Origin of the sequence: Epilithonimonas hungarica (genome assembly GCF_900102265.1) — a bacterium.
Lineage (GTDB): Bacteria > Bacteroidota > Bacteroidia > Flavobacteriales > Weeksellaceae > Epilithonimonas > Epilithonimonas hungarica.
This window is the reverse complement of sequence record NZ_FNBH01000001.1, coordinates 1,487,832-1,503,926: the sequence shown is the minus strand read 5'-3', so window position 1 is coordinate 1,503,926 and position 16,095 is coordinate 1,487,832. Positions and strand designations below refer to the sequence as shown.

20 protein-coding genes are annotated in these 16,095 nt (G+C 36.0%); 7 read left to right on the top strand and 13 right to left on the bottom strand.

From position 1 onward, the window contains the following. Positions 1 to 27 precede the first annotated feature (27 nt). From BLT30_RS06900 to BLT30_RS18170, 7 genes are all read left to right on the top strand, one after another. Positions 28 to 1,101, top strand: a complete 1,074-nt coding sequence (locus tag BLT30_RS06900; RefSeq protein ID WP_245707140.1) for an alpha/beta hydrolase — start codon at positions 28 to 30, stop codon at positions 1,099 to 1,101. Positions 1,102 to 1,257: 156 nt separating this feature from the next. Next, positions 1,258 to 1,617: a 30S ribosome-binding factor RbfA gene (gene rbfA, locus BLT30_RS06895; protein ID WP_089872644.1), complete on the top strand. Its 360-nt coding sequence runs from the start codon at positions 1,258 to 1,260 to the stop codon at positions 1,615 to 1,617. Between the two features lie 12 nt (positions 1,618 to 1,629). Beyond that, complete coding sequence (locus BLT30_RS06890) at positions 1,630 to 2,832, top strand: ABC transporter permease (RefSeq protein WP_089872642.1); 1,203 nt, start codon at positions 1,630 to 1,632, stop codon at positions 2,830 to 2,832. A 217-nt stretch (positions 2,833 to 3,049) separates the two neighbouring features. Further along, positions 3,050 to 4,132: an endonuclease gene (locus BLT30_RS06885; protein WP_089872640.1), complete on the top strand. Its 1,083-nt coding sequence runs from the start codon at positions 3,050 to 3,052 to the stop codon at positions 4,130 to 4,132. Between the two features lie 133 nt (positions 4,133 to 4,265). Then, positions 4,266 to 5,408, top strand: a complete 1,143-nt coding sequence (locus BLT30_RS06880; RefSeq protein ID WP_089872638.1) for an endonuclease — start codon at positions 4,266 to 4,268, stop codon at positions 5,406 to 5,408. Between the two features lie 85 nt (positions 5,409 to 5,493). Continuing rightward, on the top strand, positions 5,494 to 6,162 hold the full coding sequence (locus BLT30_RS06875) for a GDSL-type esterase/lipase family protein (RefSeq protein WP_089872636.1): 669 nt from the start codon (positions 5,494 to 5,496) through the stop codon (positions 6,160 to 6,162). A 195-nt stretch (positions 6,163 to 6,357) separates the two neighbouring features. Beyond that, the gene (locus tag BLT30_RS18170) at positions 6,358 to 6,510 is read left to right on the top strand and encodes a hypothetical protein (RefSeq protein ID WP_175487138.1); all 153 of its coding nucleotides are present in this window, start codon (positions 6,358 to 6,360) and stop codon (positions 6,508 to 6,510) included. Here the strand turns inward: BLT30_RS18170 and BLT30_RS06870 are convergent. From BLT30_RS06870 to BLT30_RS06810, 13 genes are all read right to left on the bottom strand, one after another. Continuing rightward, positions 6,503 to 7,147 carry a DnaJ domain-containing protein gene (locus BLT30_RS06870; RefSeq protein WP_089872634.1) on the bottom strand — a complete coding sequence of 215 codons (645 nt, stop codon included), beginning with the start codon at positions 7,145 to 7,147 and terminating at the stop codon, positions 6,503 to 6,505. The genes BLT30_RS18170 and BLT30_RS06870 overlap by 8 nt on opposite strands. A 180-nt stretch (positions 7,148 to 7,327) precedes the next feature. Then, positions 7,328 to 7,567, bottom strand: a complete 240-nt coding sequence (locus BLT30_RS06865; RefSeq protein ID WP_089872632.1) for a hypothetical protein — start codon at positions 7,565 to 7,567, stop codon at positions 7,328 to 7,330. Positions 7,568 to 7,905: 338 nt separating this feature from the next. After that, positions 7,906 to 8,349, bottom strand: a complete 444-nt coding sequence (locus tag BLT30_RS06860; protein WP_089872630.1) for an SRPBCC domain-containing protein — start codon at positions 8,347 to 8,349, stop codon at positions 7,906 to 7,908. 94 nt (positions 8,350 to 8,443) lie between these two features. Continuing rightward, positions 8,444 to 8,881, bottom strand: a complete 438-nt coding sequence (locus BLT30_RS06855) for a VOC family protein (RefSeq protein WP_089872627.1) — start codon at positions 8,879 to 8,881, stop codon at positions 8,444 to 8,446. 107 nt (positions 8,882 to 8,988) lie between these two features. Then, the gene (locus tag BLT30_RS06850; protein WP_089872625.1) at positions 8,989 to 9,435 is read right to left on the bottom strand and encodes a VOC family protein; all 447 of its coding nucleotides are present in this window, start codon (positions 9,433 to 9,435) and stop codon (positions 8,989 to 8,991) included. Between the two features lie 19 nt (positions 9,436 to 9,454). Then, positions 9,455 to 9,889: an SRPBCC family protein gene (locus BLT30_RS06845; RefSeq protein WP_089872623.1), complete on the bottom strand. Its 435-nt coding sequence runs from the start codon at positions 9,887 to 9,889 to the stop codon at positions 9,455 to 9,457. Continuing rightward, a complete protein-coding gene (locus BLT30_RS06840; RefSeq protein WP_245707131.1) occupies positions 9,889 to 10,416 on the bottom strand; it encodes a DinB family protein in 528 nt (175 codons plus the stop codon). Before BLT30_RS06840 ends, BLT30_RS06845 begins: the two co-directional genes overlap by 1 nt. A 14-nt stretch (positions 10,417 to 10,430) precedes the next feature. After that, positions 10,431 to 10,871 (bottom strand): SRPBCC family protein, encoded by a 441-nt coding sequence (locus BLT30_RS06835; protein WP_089872620.1) that lies wholly within the window; start codon positions 10,869 to 10,871, stop codon positions 10,431 to 10,433. An 11-nt stretch (positions 10,872 to 10,882) separates the two neighbouring features. Continuing rightward, on the bottom strand, positions 10,883 to 11,737 hold the full coding sequence (locus tag BLT30_RS06830; RefSeq protein ID WP_089872618.1) for a VOC family protein: 855 nt from the start codon (positions 11,735 to 11,737) through the stop codon (positions 10,883 to 10,885). Between the two features lie 158 nt (positions 11,738 to 11,895). Continuing rightward, positions 11,896 to 12,309, bottom strand: a complete 414-nt coding sequence (locus tag BLT30_RS06825) for an SRPBCC domain-containing protein (protein ID WP_089872616.1) — start codon at positions 12,307 to 12,309, stop codon at positions 11,896 to 11,898. Between the two features lie 113 nt (positions 12,310 to 12,422). Next, positions 12,423 to 13,190: a DUF3108 domain-containing protein gene (locus BLT30_RS06820; protein WP_089872614.1), complete on the bottom strand. Its 768-nt coding sequence runs from the start codon at positions 13,188 to 13,190 to the stop codon at positions 12,423 to 12,425. A gap of 98 nt (positions 13,191 to 13,288) precedes the next feature. After that, positions 13,289 to 14,557: a glucose-1-phosphate adenylyltransferase gene (locus BLT30_RS06815; RefSeq protein WP_089872612.1), complete on the bottom strand. Its 1,269-nt coding sequence runs from the start codon at positions 14,555 to 14,557 to the stop codon at positions 13,289 to 13,291. A gap of 108 nt (positions 14,558 to 14,665) precedes the next feature. Then, positions 14,666 to 16,072: a glycogen synthase gene (locus BLT30_RS06810; RefSeq protein WP_089872609.1), complete on the bottom strand. Its 1,407-nt coding sequence runs from the start codon at positions 16,070 to 16,072 to the stop codon at positions 14,666 to 14,668. Positions 16,073 to 16,095: the final 23 nt, after the last annotated feature.

The following is a 16,095-nucleotide window of genomic DNA, read 5'->3' as shown; positions in this document are numbered from 1 at the left end:
TCAATATTCACAGTTCTGATTTTGACCATGGTGAACGCCCAGATCACTTTCAAGATCATAATATTGCCCGAGAATACAAATCAAAATTCAAAAATATTTTTAGCGTCAAATCTCAATAACTGGAATCCGAATGACAATCTGTTCGAATTCAAAAAAGATACAGAAGGCTATTTCAAATTAACAATCCCTGCTCCATCCCAGAAAATAGAATATAAAATAACGCAGGGAAACTGGGAAACGGCAGAAGATCATCCGAATAGAATTCTAGAGATCCCTGATTCTTCAACAATCATTGAATTAGAAATCCAAAATTGGTCAACACAAACCAAAAAGGAACATACAGCTACTTCCAATGTCAAAATACTAAGTGAAAATTTCAATATTCCACAACTTAATACAACCCGGAAAATCTGGATATATCTTCCTCCTGACTATGAAACATCTGGCAAAAGATATCCCGTTGCCTACATGCAAGACGGACAAAATCTCTTTGATGATTTTACCAGTTTTTCCGGAGAATGGAGTGTTGACGAAACCATGAATGAAATTTTCGCGGAGGCCAAACAATCCGCCATTATAATCGGGATCGATAACGGTGGTGACAAACGATTGGCAGAATACTCACCTTGGAATAATAAAAAATACAAGACCCAAGGTAAGGGTGACCTTTATATAGAATTTCTTACAAAAACGCTCAAACCTTACATTGATAGAAATTACCGGACACAGAAGCAACCATCAAAAACACTAATTATAGGAAGCTCTATGGGCGGTCTGATTTCACTGTATGCTTCCGTAAAATACCCTGGTACTTTTGGTAAGGTTGGAATTTTCAGTCCGGCCTTTTGGTTTGTTTCCAGAGATCTGAATAAATATTTGAATCTTAATAAAAATAACCTGAAACATTCTAAATTCTATTTTGTTGCCGGAAAAAATGAAGACGAAACAATGGTTCCGGAAATAAAATCTGTCCAATCCGAACTTTTAAAAAAATCTGTTTCGAAAGACAATATCGTTATTAAAATAGATGAGGACGGAACACATTCTGAAAACTATTGGAAAAGAGAACTGAAGCAGGCTCTACTTTGGTTGACAAAATAGAATTATTTTCGACCCAGTAAAAAATCCTGAATCTGAAAGCCATATCAAAATGAGAATAGGCACATCCAGAACAAGATCGATATTGGAACAGATCCGGAATAGTAGGAAGAGATAGCTGTCAAAAAATTCAAACAAAAACACTAAATTTGCAGACTTATGGAAAGCAACAGACAAAGAAAAGTAGCGCAGATCATTCAGGAGGACATGGCAGAGATCTTTCGCAAACAGGCATCAGAAAGCAAACAGAGCTTTTTGGTATCGGTTTCTGACGTAAAAGTAACAGCCGATCTAAGTATCGCAAAAATATATCTGAGTATTTTTCCGGCAGAACTTAGAAAGCCGATCATGAAAGAGATCAATACCAATAATGCTTTTTACCGCAATTATATCGGACAAAAAATGGCAAAACAGGTGCGTATCATTCCGCAATTGGCATTTTACATAGACACAAGTCTGGACGATGTAGAACGCATAGAAAGAGAACTAAAAGGTGAAGGCGATAATCCAATTCTATAATTCTCAACACTATTGAAAAATGCTTTTTACATAGCATCCCGATATCTGATCTCTAAAAAAGGAAGTACAGCGGTAACCTTCATTACTTGGCTAGCGGCTTTTGCAATGGTAGCTGCTGTGGCAGCGATGTTTATCATAGTTTCAGTTTTCTCCGGTCTGGAAGAGCTGAATAAAGATATGATCGCCAACTTGCATGCTGACCTTACAATAAAAAGCAGAACAGGAAAGGTCTTACCAAACATAAATACAATTCAAAACTCCTTAAAGAAAAATTCAGAGATCGCTTATTTTTCCAAACTTATTGAGGAAAAGGCATATCTGAGTTACAAAAACAATGGAGAAATTGCTTATCTAAGAGGCGTGGACTCTGCTTACACGAACGTGAATCCCATCAATGAGAATATCTATTACGGAAAATATCCGGACTTCAAATATAGCAATGAGGTGATCATGGAAAATAGTCTGGACAACAGACTTTCTCTTCCCGTGAACTCTAGTCAGGATTTTGCGACGATACTAATGCCAAAACCAGGAAAAGGAATCATCCAGCAGGAAAACGACATCTTCAATAAAAAAGATATCTTCGTAAGCGGAATTTTTCCGGGAAATGACCAATTAGACAATTATATAATCGCTCCAATAGAACTGGCACAGCAACTTCTGGGACTCCCTAGATCAGCTTGCTACCAGATCGTGATCAAATTGAAAAATCCCAATAATGCAGAAATTGTCAAATCTAATTTATCTAAGGAATTAGGTGATAAAATAAGCATCAATACAAAATCTGAGGAAAATGCGGCATTTTGGAAAATGATCAATACAGAAAAACTGATGATCTACCTGATCTTTGGTTTGGTCATTTTCATTACGACCTTTAACTTGGCCGGAGCAATCACCATTTTGCAATTGGACAAAAAAGAACAGGCCAAATCATTGGTCGCATTAGGTTTTAATAAACAAAACCTTCGTATGATCTATTTCTTCACGGGACTTTTGATCGTTTTTTTCGGTATCATTGCCGGACTTGTTATAGGATCTACCCTTTCTATAATGCAAATCTACACAGGTTTTTTCCGTGCAAGTGAAACTTTGCCTTTCCCTATTAAGATAGAGCTGATCAATTACATCATCGTTTCCGGAGTTGCCTTATTTTTCGGTTTATCTATATCTTGGATATTTTCAAAGGTCAATAAAAAGTATCTTACAGAGAATTAAACATTATTTATTGTTAATAAAATATCATAAAAATATTTATTCTAAGTTTTCAGATAATTTATCTGATTTTTTTTATTAATCATATATTATGATATCTTTTTTATAGATTATTCGATAATTTTATTTCATTATTAAAAAACAATCTGTATTGTTAATAATTATTTCATTTTCTTTATAAATATAATTTATACATTTACCGCCCCATAATTTTTTGAAAATGAAAAAATGTATTTTAATTTTTGGTCTTGGAATATTTAGTTTTTCCAACGCACAAATCCCCACAGGTTATTATGACGGAACCGCTGGATTAACTGGCTATGCTTTAAAAACAAAGCTCGCCCAGATTATTACTTCTGGATATAGTCAGCATACTTATGATGCTCTGGATGATGAATATCCAAAAAGCGATGCAGATAAATACTATGAAAAAGACAATACAATACTTGATATTTATTCTGAAAATCCAACCGGGACCGATCCTTACAATTATACCTTCGGAGTGAAAAAATGCGGTAACTATTCTGTAGAGGGCGATTGTTATAACAAAGAGCATACAGTCCCACAGAGTTTATTCAATGAAAAACTCCCGATGAAGAGTGATATCCACCACATTCTACCAACTGACGGTAAAGTAAACGGAATGAGAAGTAATTATCCTTATGGCAAAGTTAACAATCCCTCTATCACCTCTAAAAACGGATCAAAATTAGGACCGAATGCTACACCAGGCTCCACATATAATGGATCTGTTTTTGAACCCATTAATGAATTCAAAGGGGATGTTGCCAGATGTCTTCTGTATTTTGTGACAAGGTATGAGAATCAATTATCAGGGTTCTCTAGCGGAAATATTTTAAATACAGGCAACATTAATCAGGGACTAGTAACCTGGGAACTTAATTTACTATTATCATGGCATCAGCAAGATCCTGTTTCTCAAAAAGAAATTGATAGAAACAATGCAGCTTATGACTATCAGAAAAACAGAAATCCCTTCATAGATCATCCGGAATGGGTTACATCCATTTGGGGATCTTCTCCGTTGGCTGTTGATGACGCTTCTTTCTCCAAAAACCTTATCATTGCCCCAAACCCCATAAAAGACAATGTCATAAACATAACTGGGAATAAGGATTTAAAGCAATTTAAAAAAGCTCTTATTTACAATATGATTGGTCAGAACGTTCAGACAGTCGACAACCCTTTCCAAGATGGAAATACAATCAAGCTAAACAATCTTCCAAAAGGAATGTATATACTGAAGACTGGTGAGCTTAATACAAAATTCATTATAGATTAAAATTACATTAATTTATTTTAAGAACAAAAAATTACCTTTGTCCTTTCTTTATTAAAACATCAATTAAAATCCACAATTACAGTATATTTATATCGTATTATATTTTTACAATTTTAACATTCCCTTTCTTGAAATGAAAAAATATTTTTTTTTATTAATTATAGGCATATTTGGTGTTCTAAATGCACAAATCCCTACAGGCTATTATGATGGAACCAATGGACTCACAGGTGCTACACTAAAATCCAAGCTTAGCCAGATTATTACGAATGGACACCGAGATATGGGTTATGGCACTGGCAATACTGGTCTTTGGAAAGCATACCAAACAACCGACCGCGATAAGTATTATGAAAAAGATAATACCATTTTGGATATGTATTCTGAAAATCCAGCGGCCAATACTACACCGGGTGTTAGTAATGACCCTTATGAATTCATAATCGGGCAATCCAGTGCTGGGGGAAACCAGTGTGGAAGCACTAACCAAAATAATGAAGGCTTTTGCTATAACAGAGAACACTCCCTACCAAAATCTTTTTTTGGAGGACAAACTGCTGTTCCTATGGCAAATGATGCTAACTTTGTAATTCCTACAGATTATTACGTCAATTCTAAACGCGGAAATCTGAATTATGGTGAAGTAGGAACCACATCTCAAACATTTTTGAACGGAACAAAGATAGGAACCAGCAAAATATCAGGATTTTCTGGATCTGTTTTTGAACCAATCAACGAGTTTAAAGGAGATATGGCACGGATGCATTTATATTTTATCACAAGATATGAAAACTCTTTATCCAGCTTTTATAATCTGAATGTTTCCGGAAGTCCATTTGACGGAAATAAGTTTCCTGGATTCCAAAACTGGTACATAACAATGCTCTTACAATGGGCAGCTCAAGACCCCGTTTCTCAAAAGGAAATTGACAGGAACAATGCTGTCTATGCTTATCAAGGTAACAGAAATCCATTCATCGACCATCCGGAATGGGTCACCACTATCTGGGGTCCCGTAATGGCAGTAGATGATGCTTCTTTTTCAAAAAATCTGAATATTGCTCCAAATCCTGTAAAAGGAAACGTAATCAACGTAACCGGAGACAAAGATCTGAAACAATTCAAAAAAGCATTTATCTACAATATGGTAGGTCAAAATGTTCAAACGATAGAAAATCCTTTCCAAAACGGAAATACAATTACTTTGAAGAATCTTCCAAAAGGTGTCTACATCTTGAAAACAGGAGAATTGAACACGAAATTTATTGTTGATTAATTATCCTAAACAAATATTAAAAACCTGAAATCAGTTGCAATAGCAACTGATTTTTTTTATCTTGAAGCTTATAAAAATTTTAAAAATGAAATTCAATAAAATTCTTTTCAAAAGACTTTTCTTCTTTGCATTGATGCTCAGCTATCTCCAATTTTTTGCTCAGGATAAACCATATTGGAAAGAGATCCAGGAGTTCAAAAAACTGGATCAGACGAATGAGATACCGAAGAAACCAATTCTGTTTCTCGGAAGTTCTTCTTTTACTTATTGGAAAGATGTGAATGATTATTTTCCGAATAAAAATATCGTAAATCGTGCATTCGGAGGATCCAGGTTATTGGACCTTAACAATTATTCCGAAGAACTTTTAATGCCTTACAAGCCAAGACAAATTGTTATCTATTGCGGAGAAAATGACATTGCGACAGACAATCCAACCCCAGACGAAGTTCTCGAAAGATTCAAAACATTCTTTGGAAAGATTCGTCAAAAATATCCAAAAGTTCCGGTTGCCTATGTTTCTATCAAATATTCGCCAAGTCGTGAAAAGTTATGGCCACAAATGAAAGAACTGAATGAAGGTATTGAAGCTTATCTTAAAACTCAAAAAAGAGCAAAATACATTGATATTACAAAAGTGATGAATGATGAAAACGGAAAAGTAAGAACAGACATCTTCAAAGAAGATATGCTGCATATGAAACCAGAAGGTTACCGACTATGGGCAAACGTGATGAAGCCTTACTTGAAATAGTCTTCGATAATCTTAGGCTGGCACTTATAAATCTTCGACTCCGCTCAGATTGGCATCATTTAAAGAGTACATTTTGGTATTACAATTGTCACCCTGAGCGGAGTCGAAATGTTTATAAATTATTGATTCTTAACATTATTAAATAATTTAAAATTTCAATTTGTATTTATTCTAAATTAATTTATATTTGCAGCTATGATCCCAACAGTTATAGCTTTCAAAATTGCGCCTTTGGCCCCGGCTTACAGAAACGATGAAATGATGTATTGCGACAAGAAAAAATGCTGCAAGAAATTCAAGAAGGGAAAGCGTTGTAAGAAATGTCCCGGACGTGCAAAGATCAGTTAAGCATCAGCCAGATAATCATAGCAGCCAATGCTAAAAATATAAGAACAGAAACCAGTCTTTTAGATTGGTTTTCTTTTTTTTGCGGTTTTTGGAAGGATCCGGATGGATTATTTAACGATTCCTTTTCTTCAGAATCCAATTCCGATTCTGCCAGTTCTGTAATCGTAATGCCCTGAACAATAGTTTTGTGAAGTACGGTGTTCGTTGCGTGAAGCAAAATCTGGAATTTTCCTTGGGAATCAAATTCCTTAATTCTGATTGTTCGCTCACCATTCGGTTTTTCTAATCCGAAAGGCACAATTTTCACCAAATCCGCATCATAAGTATTCCAATAAATAGTGATTTCTTCACCTTTTTGTGCCCGGATCTTACTCGCAGAAAAATTCTTGATTTTCGGTGGAAGAATACTTTTTACATTTCTTTGCTGGCTGGAAAGATTCTGGTCGTAGAGTCGTCTCCTGTCCGTATCAGTCAGTGTTTCATAAGCTTCTTTGACCTCTTTGAATCTATCTGAGAAGAAATCGTCATTATCATTTTTATCCGGATGATATTTCAGAGACAATTTTCTGTAAGCTTTTTTGATGTCTTCCGCAGAAGCATTTTGAGGAATTCCGAGAAAGTAGTAGTAATCCTTCACAAAGCAAATTTAACAATTTCATTTATCTTTAAAAAACTAAATTTTACTTCCCGCAGATTTAGCAAATTAAGAAGATTTTTAATAAAATCATCTCCAAAATCTACCTGATTTGCGAGAAGAAAAAAAACGGAAAGCTCATACTTTCCGTTTTTCTAACAATTTAATTTAATTTTCAAAAAATTATTCTGCAGTTCTTGGCTTGCAGCATCCTCTTCCGAATTGTGCCCTCACTTTTTCTTTCAGCGAGTTGTATTCCTCGTCATTCATCGTTCTGATCCTGTCTGCGAATCCGAATGGCGTTCTTTCTTTCACGTCATACTCGTCGAAGATACCTCTTACGAATGCTTTTCTTTTTTGTGCTTTTTTGGCGATGATTGCGATAGCGGCTAAACCTGCGATTGCTAAAATTCCTTTTTTCATTTTTTTAAAGTTTTACGTTTTACATTTAGGAAGACGCAGACCTAAATCTTTTACTTTAAATAATTTTCAGGGCGCCTTTATACGTCTGTAATTTATCCTGAGCTAAGTCGAAGAGCTCCCACTTTTTTCTTTAAAAAAAATAAAAAGAGCTCTGTTCAAGCCACAGAGCTGTGTATAATAGAAACATTAGTTAATGAATTGAAAATTGATATAAAATAATATTTGTCATTCCGTAAGAATCTCAACAGCATAGATTTCTACGGAATGAAAAATATTCAAAACCCATCCTAAAGCCAAAAATTACAGATAAAAAGCCTTGCAATTGCAAAGCTTTTATTTTAATCAGTTTTCATAAAGTCGAAAGCACCTTTCCGCAGATGGATCCCATATTCCAGCCAAGCTTTCATACAGGCCAGAAAATTGGCCCAACCTTCGGTTTGACCGATTGCCCACTTTATGCCTTTTTCATCGCTGTTATGACCTTCTTCCGCAACTTTTATCACTGTGTTATTTTCAGCTAATTGTTGTAACTCAATTGTCACAACAGAATTTGGGTCCCAGACAAAAACAATTTTTTCGTTGGGAATGATCTCTTTCGTTGTCAATGGATAAGAACCGTCAAATTCAGGGAAAGACCAGAAGATTTCCTTATTGGTTTCCATTCTTCCGGAACCTTTGGAAATGAAATAATTCCGCATTATTTCTGGATTGATGATCGCTTCAAAAACATCCGAAACAGGCTTCTGAATTCCTATAGATGCTTTTGCTGTTACCTTTTCCATAAAATATTTAGTTATTAAATTCCTCGCAGATATTTTAATCTTAGCAGATAATTGAAAATCTGCAAAGTTTGTTAAAATCTATGAGTAACTCCCGTTATCCTTCGTAACCAGAATCTTTGCTATAGTTGACCATCCAGCAAACACCATATTTATCTTTGAAGCTTCCGAAATAGTCGCCCCAAAACTGGTCTTCCATTGGCATTTCAACTTCTCCATCTGCAGAAAGTCCATTGAAGATCCGGTCCGCTTCTTCCCTGCTTTCCGGAAAAATAGAAATATAATTCCCGTTTCCTTGATTGAGCTTTTGTCCCATGGACGGAACGATGTCAGAAGCCATCAAAAGGTCTTTCCCAATTGGTAATGCGATGTGCATGACTCTGTTTTTTTCATCTTCGGAAAGATGTTCTGTTCCTGGCGCATTTCCCATTTTCATCACGCCGCCTACAAATTCCCCACCGAAAACGGATTGATAAAATTTGAAAGCTTCTTCTGCTGTACCATCAAAATTGAGGTATGAATTTAATTTTGGCATTTTTTTATTTATTTTGAATTTTGTCGTTTGTTTATGATTTAAACCACAAAAGTTACAAAAGAAAGAATCAATTTAATTTTTTTAAATCTTTTGTGGTTAATGTTATTTTAATGTTCCTGAACTTTCTCCGGGTCGTCGTAATTGACCATCCATTGGATTCCGAATTTGTCTTCCCACATCCCGAAATAAGCACCCCAAAATGTGTCCTGAAGTTCCATCGTAACTTTTCCATCTTCGGAAAGTTTATCGAACAATTTTTTAGCTTCATCTTTGGACTCGGCTTTGATTGCGACTGAAAAATCATTGCCGTTTTTGTACTCGCCCATTCCTGGAAGAGAATCACTGCCCATAATCACAGTTTCTGTAGAAATTGGAAGTGAGACGTGCATTATTTGGTTTTTGTATTCGTCCGCCAACGGAGGCATTCCTTCCTGAGGTGGCATATCGCCGAAACGACTCCAAAATGGAACTTTGGTTCCAAATGCAGATTCATAGAATTTGAAAGCTTCTTCGCACTGATCGTGGAATGTAAGATAAGGATTGACTGCTGCCATAGTTTTATAGTTGTTTTGTCTATGAGTTTAAAGATTTTTCCAGATTTGCCAAATATTGAGTCCAAGCTCCTGTACAGTTTTTATAACATTCGATTTTGGGAATCAAACCTTCGTGTGTGAAAGTGACTTTTGTTCCATTTTTAGTTTCTTCCAGAATGAATTTGATTTTGGTATTTTCCCATTCGTGAGTGTCTTGAAGAAAAGATAAATTACTATCTGTGACTAACCAAACTAATTCTTTATTTGGGTTAAGTTCTATCAACTTTTGTTTTGAAAAATGAACGTCATCACCAGCCGAGAAAGAGAATTCGTCTCCGGTTTGATTACTTTCGCCTAAAATAACTTCTCCAAACAAACCATTCCACCAGCTTTTTACATTTTTTAAAATGGGGAAAATTTCTTTAGCTATTTTGTTGGAGTGAAAGCTATATTCGAAGTTTTTGTTGGATTCCATTAATATTTCAAATCTTTATCGAAGTTATATTTCATTCCTTCATAACCGAGGATCTTTCTCATCAATCCCAATTGTCCCGACAGATAATCTTCTCTTCCAATACACATCCCAACGAAATTTAGAACATCTTCTTTGAAGAAATCTACGCCCATTCCCATTGGAAAATCTTTGTCTAAATCTTCATCTGTCGCTTGAAGCAATTTGTCATAGACCAAAGGCGATATCTTATGGAAACTTTCTTTCAGTTGCGCTAACGTTGGATAATCAAAACTTTCATCCAAAGCCTTTCCTTGAAAAAACAACTCGCTGAAAGGGTCTTCTTCCTTGAGTCCCAGAACCCAGCCCAAACTGTAACGCATATTGACAAAATTCCCGACCATCCAAATCATATGATTGGTTTTTCCATCGATTCTTTTCTTGGCATCTTCCTCAGAAATCCCGTCCAAAACCATCACGAATGTCTGTGAATGGGCACGAAACGCAGGAATGACAATATCTAATTTTTTTGAAGTTGATCTATCCATCATTTGTATTTTTAAAATTAATTTTCAGAAAGATCTTTTATGACTTCCAATCCTTTCTTGAATCCGTTATCAAACATTTCTTTGAATTCGTCATTAGAATCCACTTCCACTTTAAGTATTGTTTTTCCATTATCTTCTTCCAGATAATAAGCTTCCAGACTTCCGTTCCAAGCTTTTACTTTTTCAGAATCGACATCTTCTACGCCATTATGAAGTTCGCCAAGATGTTTAAAAATCAGATGTTTCGGTTCTTCGATACGTTCTATTGTACTGACCATTCCATTTTTTCTGCTCGAATCCGTGAAATAGGTTTTACCGCCAACTTCCCAATCGGTTACCATATTGGAATCCGGACTGAAATAATAGGTCCATTGAGAATAAGTTTTCTCATTCCACAGAACATCCCAAACTTTTTCTGGTGACGCATCAATCTCGATTTGATATTTTAATTTTTCCATAGTGTTTTATTTTATGAGTTGTAATAAGCATCTTCGATATCTTTGATGATGATTTTTTTCATTTTCATCATTGCTCCAAAAGCTTTTTGAGCTTTTTCCACTTCGTGAGTATTGGTTAATTCAATCAATCTGTGAGGAACGATCTGCCAGCTGAAACCATATTTATCTTTCAACCAACCACACATACTTTCCTCGCCTTCTTTCGTGAACTCGTTCCAGTAATAATCGGTTTCGTCCTGGTCTTTTGTCATTATGGTCATAGAAGTTCCTTCGGTAAACTGGGCTTTATGATCGTGTGAACTGTCCATCGCCATCATCACATAATCATTGATGATGAATTGAGAATGCGCCACATTACCGGCAACATCGCCTTGGCCTTCTTCATATTCCATAACACCTTCTATCTCAGAATCCGGGAAGATGGTTGTATAATAACTTAAGGCTTCCTTGCATTTTCCGGCATTTTTGCCCGTGAACATCATGACAGGAGAAAACTTTTGCTTCGCTTTTTCAGTTCCGAGATATAATTGCCAGGAAATCCCGTATTGGTCTTCTACCCAAGCATATTTTTCGCTCCAGGGATAAGCATCCAGTTCCATCATCACTTTTCCTTTTTCAGCAAGTCTGTGATAATAGCTTTCTACTTCTCCGGCAGAATCGCACATCATCATTAATGATAAAGTCAAATTGGGCTTGAACATTGGTCCTGCATTCAGAAACATTAATTTCTGACCTTCGATTTCTATATTAATGACCATTGGCGTATTGACCGTGATCTGACAATTTCTGAAAACAGAAGTATAAAATTCTGCAGCTTCTGCCCCGTTTTGGTTGAACCAAAAACAGGGAAATATGTTGTTGTTCATTTTTTATAGATGTTAGATGTTAGATTTTAGAATCATAATAATCTTTTAAATTTAACACAAAGTCCACAAGGTTTTTTTAATATAAACTGTTTTTAAGGTTCACAAAGGCGCTTACGATTATAAAGTTTATATAATCTTTGTGACTTTTGTGGTTCAAACTAAATACTTTCCGAATAGCTCTTGAAATTATCCAAAATTACCTGCCAACCATCTTTTTGGAAATCCAGAGGATTCTGATTTTCCGGGTCGAAGTTTTCAGTAACTTTTGTTTTATCATCAGACAGTTTTTCAAAAATCACTTCAATTTCTCTTCCGTCTTCTAAATGATATTTGATGAATTCATTATCTCTGACCTCATCATAAATGCCTACTAAATCGAAACCAAAACTTCCGTCTTTTGCCTGCATTCTGACTTCTAATTTTCCTCCAACCTTCAAATTGTTTTTAGCGGAAGGACATTCCCAGCTTTCGTGGGCGAAGTTCCAATTCACAATATGTTCCGGGTTGTTGAAGAAATTCCAAACGTCGTTGATTGGTTTATTGATTTGTGTAGTTACTGTCAATTTTTGCATTTGAATTTGTTTTATTTCAAAGTTAAATTTATTTTGAAATTATCAACTTGCCTTAGGACAATATTTGGTCTTAAAACAAAAAACCACTCATAAAAGAGTGATTTTCAATATATTTATTTTATAAAATTCAAAGGATACTTCACATTACTAAAACTATCAATACTTGCTTTGAGCGAGCCAACTGCCAGTTCTGCTTTTATGAGAACAGGAACTCTGTTCTGGTCGTTGGTAACCCACATCGTCACGCCTTCCTTCGCTTTAAAAACTCTCCCACTGATTACAGAAGGAATGATTTTCAGACAATCTATTTTGCCAAATTTGGTAGACAGCTTTTCAGTACCGGCTACTTTTAACTGAAAGGGAAACAATTCGTCATCAATCCAAACATTCATTCTCACCACGCTTCCTACTTTCAGATTTTCCGCCGGCAAGCTTCTCATGTAATAAAAACAGGACAACATATCCTGAACGTCATTAGGAACTTTTATAGTCTTTGCTGGTCTGTCCGTATTTTTTTTATCAACCAAAACCAATGTATTATTGGCAGGATTGAAGGTACTTTGCAAATGTTGTCTGTAACCGCCTTCTGCTACATTTCTTACATAGAAAAGCGGTTCCTTGCTCTCGTTGATATAACTTTCATAAACATCTTCCACTTTGAAAAAAGCTTTTGCGGCGCCACTTGTTTTACCAACACCTCTTACATAAAATGCTGACTGACCTTTATAGGAAGTTTTGGTTGTTGACAAAGTTGCATTACCAGCTGTAATGAACCCGTAATGGATCCTGTAGCTCAAAACCTCTCCGGCAGTGATATTATCAAACTGTGCTGAAGCTGTTGTAAAAAAGAAAATGCTGATAAGAAAAAGAATGTTCTTCATTAATTGTTGTTTATAAATAATCTAAGACAAATTATTTGCCAAATTTAAAAAAAATAAAACCCTCCGTTTCCGAAGGGCCTACTTATTTGTATATTAATTTACATAATATTGGTGCCGTCTGGGATCACTGCATTTTTCTTCACGACCACGATCCCGTCTTTGATAGAATGCGTGTCATAATCGCCGTCCGGATGATGTTTTCCTCCGATGATTCTCACATTGTTCCCGATATAACAATTCTTATCAAGAATCGCTTTGTCAATATAACAATACTTCCCGATTCCCATACTTGTTTTACCTTCCAATTCATTATTAGCAACTTCCTGAGCCGTTTGATAATAATCCGCTCCCATTACATAGGAATTAACAATTGTAGAACCTCTGTCCACTCTAGTTCTATTTCCGATGATACAATTTTCAATTTTATCGGCTAAAATGATACAACCATCTCCGAAGATCGTTTTACTAACATAAGAACCATTAATTTTTGAGGGCGGAAGCATTCTAGCCCTTGTATAAATGGGATTAGAACTAAACAAATTGAATTGAGGTAAATCTTGAGCCAAATCCAAATTAGCCTCATAGAATGATTCAATCGTTCCAATATCTGTCCAATAACCGTCATATTGATAACTCAAAACATTCAGATTTCCGATTGAGGCCGGAATAAAATCTTTTCCAAAATCATCACCCTCATGTTCTGAGAATAGTTTCCTCAAGACATTCTTCGTAAAAACATAGATACCCATTGACGCCAGATATTCCTTGCCTTGAGCTTTGCTTTCTTCGCTGGTTTCTGACTTCCAATCCGGAAGAACATCCAAACTTGGTTTCTCTGTGAAAGCTGTAATATTGCCTTCCTCATCAGCCTTCATAATTCCGAATCCAGTTGCATCTTTGGCATTTACAGGAATAGTTGCAATGGTGATATCACCGCCTTGCTCCTTATGGAAATTGATCATCTTCTGGAAATCCATCTGATAAAGCTGGTCTCCTGAAAGAATCAAGATATATTCATACTCATATTTTTCAAGGTGTTTCATTGTCTGACGAACAGCATCCGCCGTTCCCTGATACCAATTTTCATTCTCAACATTCTGTTCTGCAGCCAAAATATCTACAAAACCTTTGCTGAAAATATCAAAATGGTAAGAATTCTTGATGTGTGAATTCAGTGAAGCTGAATTGAACTGGGTTAAAACCAAAATCCTGTTCAGTCCGGAATTGAGACAATTCGAGATCGGAATATCGACCAACCGATATTTTCCCGCGATAGGAACTGCCGGTTTGGACCTTGTGTAAGTCAAAGGAAACAATCTCGTTCCTCGCCCGCCTCCCAAAACTATGGAGATTACGCTTTCTTTCATAAAATGTGCTGGTTATATATTATTTTCTATTATTTATTATAAAGCTAAGAAATCCCGCCAAATATTAAGCCAATGTTAACAAAAATATTTACTTATTTGAACTTTGAATCAATAATTATACATTTCCAAATAATTCTTGGCCGATTTTTCCCAAGAGAAATCGAATGACATATTGTTATAGATCAATCCTTTCATCAAATCTTTTTGACTATAGATATGCAATGCCCTTTTGATTGCAAAAACGGTATCATCTGCACCCGCATTGGTGAAATTAAGTCCGCTTCCGCCAGTTGAGATATCCTGAACCGTATCTCTCAAACCGCCAGTATACCTAACAATCGGAACAGTTCCGTATCGCATAGAATACATCTGGTTAAGACCACAAGGCTCCACCCGGCTTGGCATCAGCAAGAAATCTGCCGAAGCATAGATCTGATGCGACAAATATTCCTTATAACCTAAATCTAAAGCAAAATTCACATTGAATTTATATTGTAATTCCTTCAGTTGATTTTCGATATTTTGATTTCCGGAACCGAGAATCATGATATTAAGAGAACCATTGGTTTCCTGAATGCTTTTCTCAACAATATCAGGCAAAAGGTCTGCGCCTTTTTCTCCAGCAAAACGTCCTATGAATCCGAAAAGCGGAAGATTTGGATTAAGTCCGTATTCTGCACAGATGACTTTTTTATTCTCCCATTTTCCTTCTTCTGCATAATCCTTATTATAATTGAATTTCAGCATGTCGTCGGTCTGCGGGTCCCAAACTTCGGTATCAATCCCATTGATAATGCCGAAAGCTTTTTTTCTTTCCTGATTCATCAAAGGTTCTAATCCTTGGAAACTGTAAAATAATTCCTCCAGATAACCACCGGAAACTGCATTGAAGGCATTGCAGGATTTTATCATTGCCGCCATCGGGTTGATTCTTCCGCTCCAGTCCAAAAGACCCGATCTTATCCCTTCGAAATGTGGAAGAAAGCTTGACATCTGCCAATCCATACTTCCCTGATATTCTCCATTATGGATTGTTCCGATGGTTTTTACACCTTTCAAAAAGCTGAATTCATAACAATTCTCAATCATAAAAGGCACAAGTCCCGTGTGATAATCGTGACAATGCAAAATATCCGGACGGACCTGCATCGCACTCAGCCAATGCAAAACACCGTGCTGAAAAGCTATGAATTGCTGACTCTCATCCCAATAACCATAAACATTTTCCCTATCCAACAATCCCGGAATCTTCACCAGATAAAGGTCAAATCCCAAAATATTGCTCTTCTCCTTGAAAACCTGAACCTGATACATATGGAACGACTGATGAATAAAACCATCAAACACGATCTCGAAATCGTGGTTGTAGAAAAACGGTTTGTTGTACCAAGGCATTATCACGCTGGCATCCAGACCCATTTTGTTTTGATATTTGGGCAAAGCTCCTACCACATCTGCCAGTCCACCGACCTTTGCGACAGGATAACATTCCATAGAGAGGTGAAATATTTTCATATCAGATTCCTATTATCTTTTCT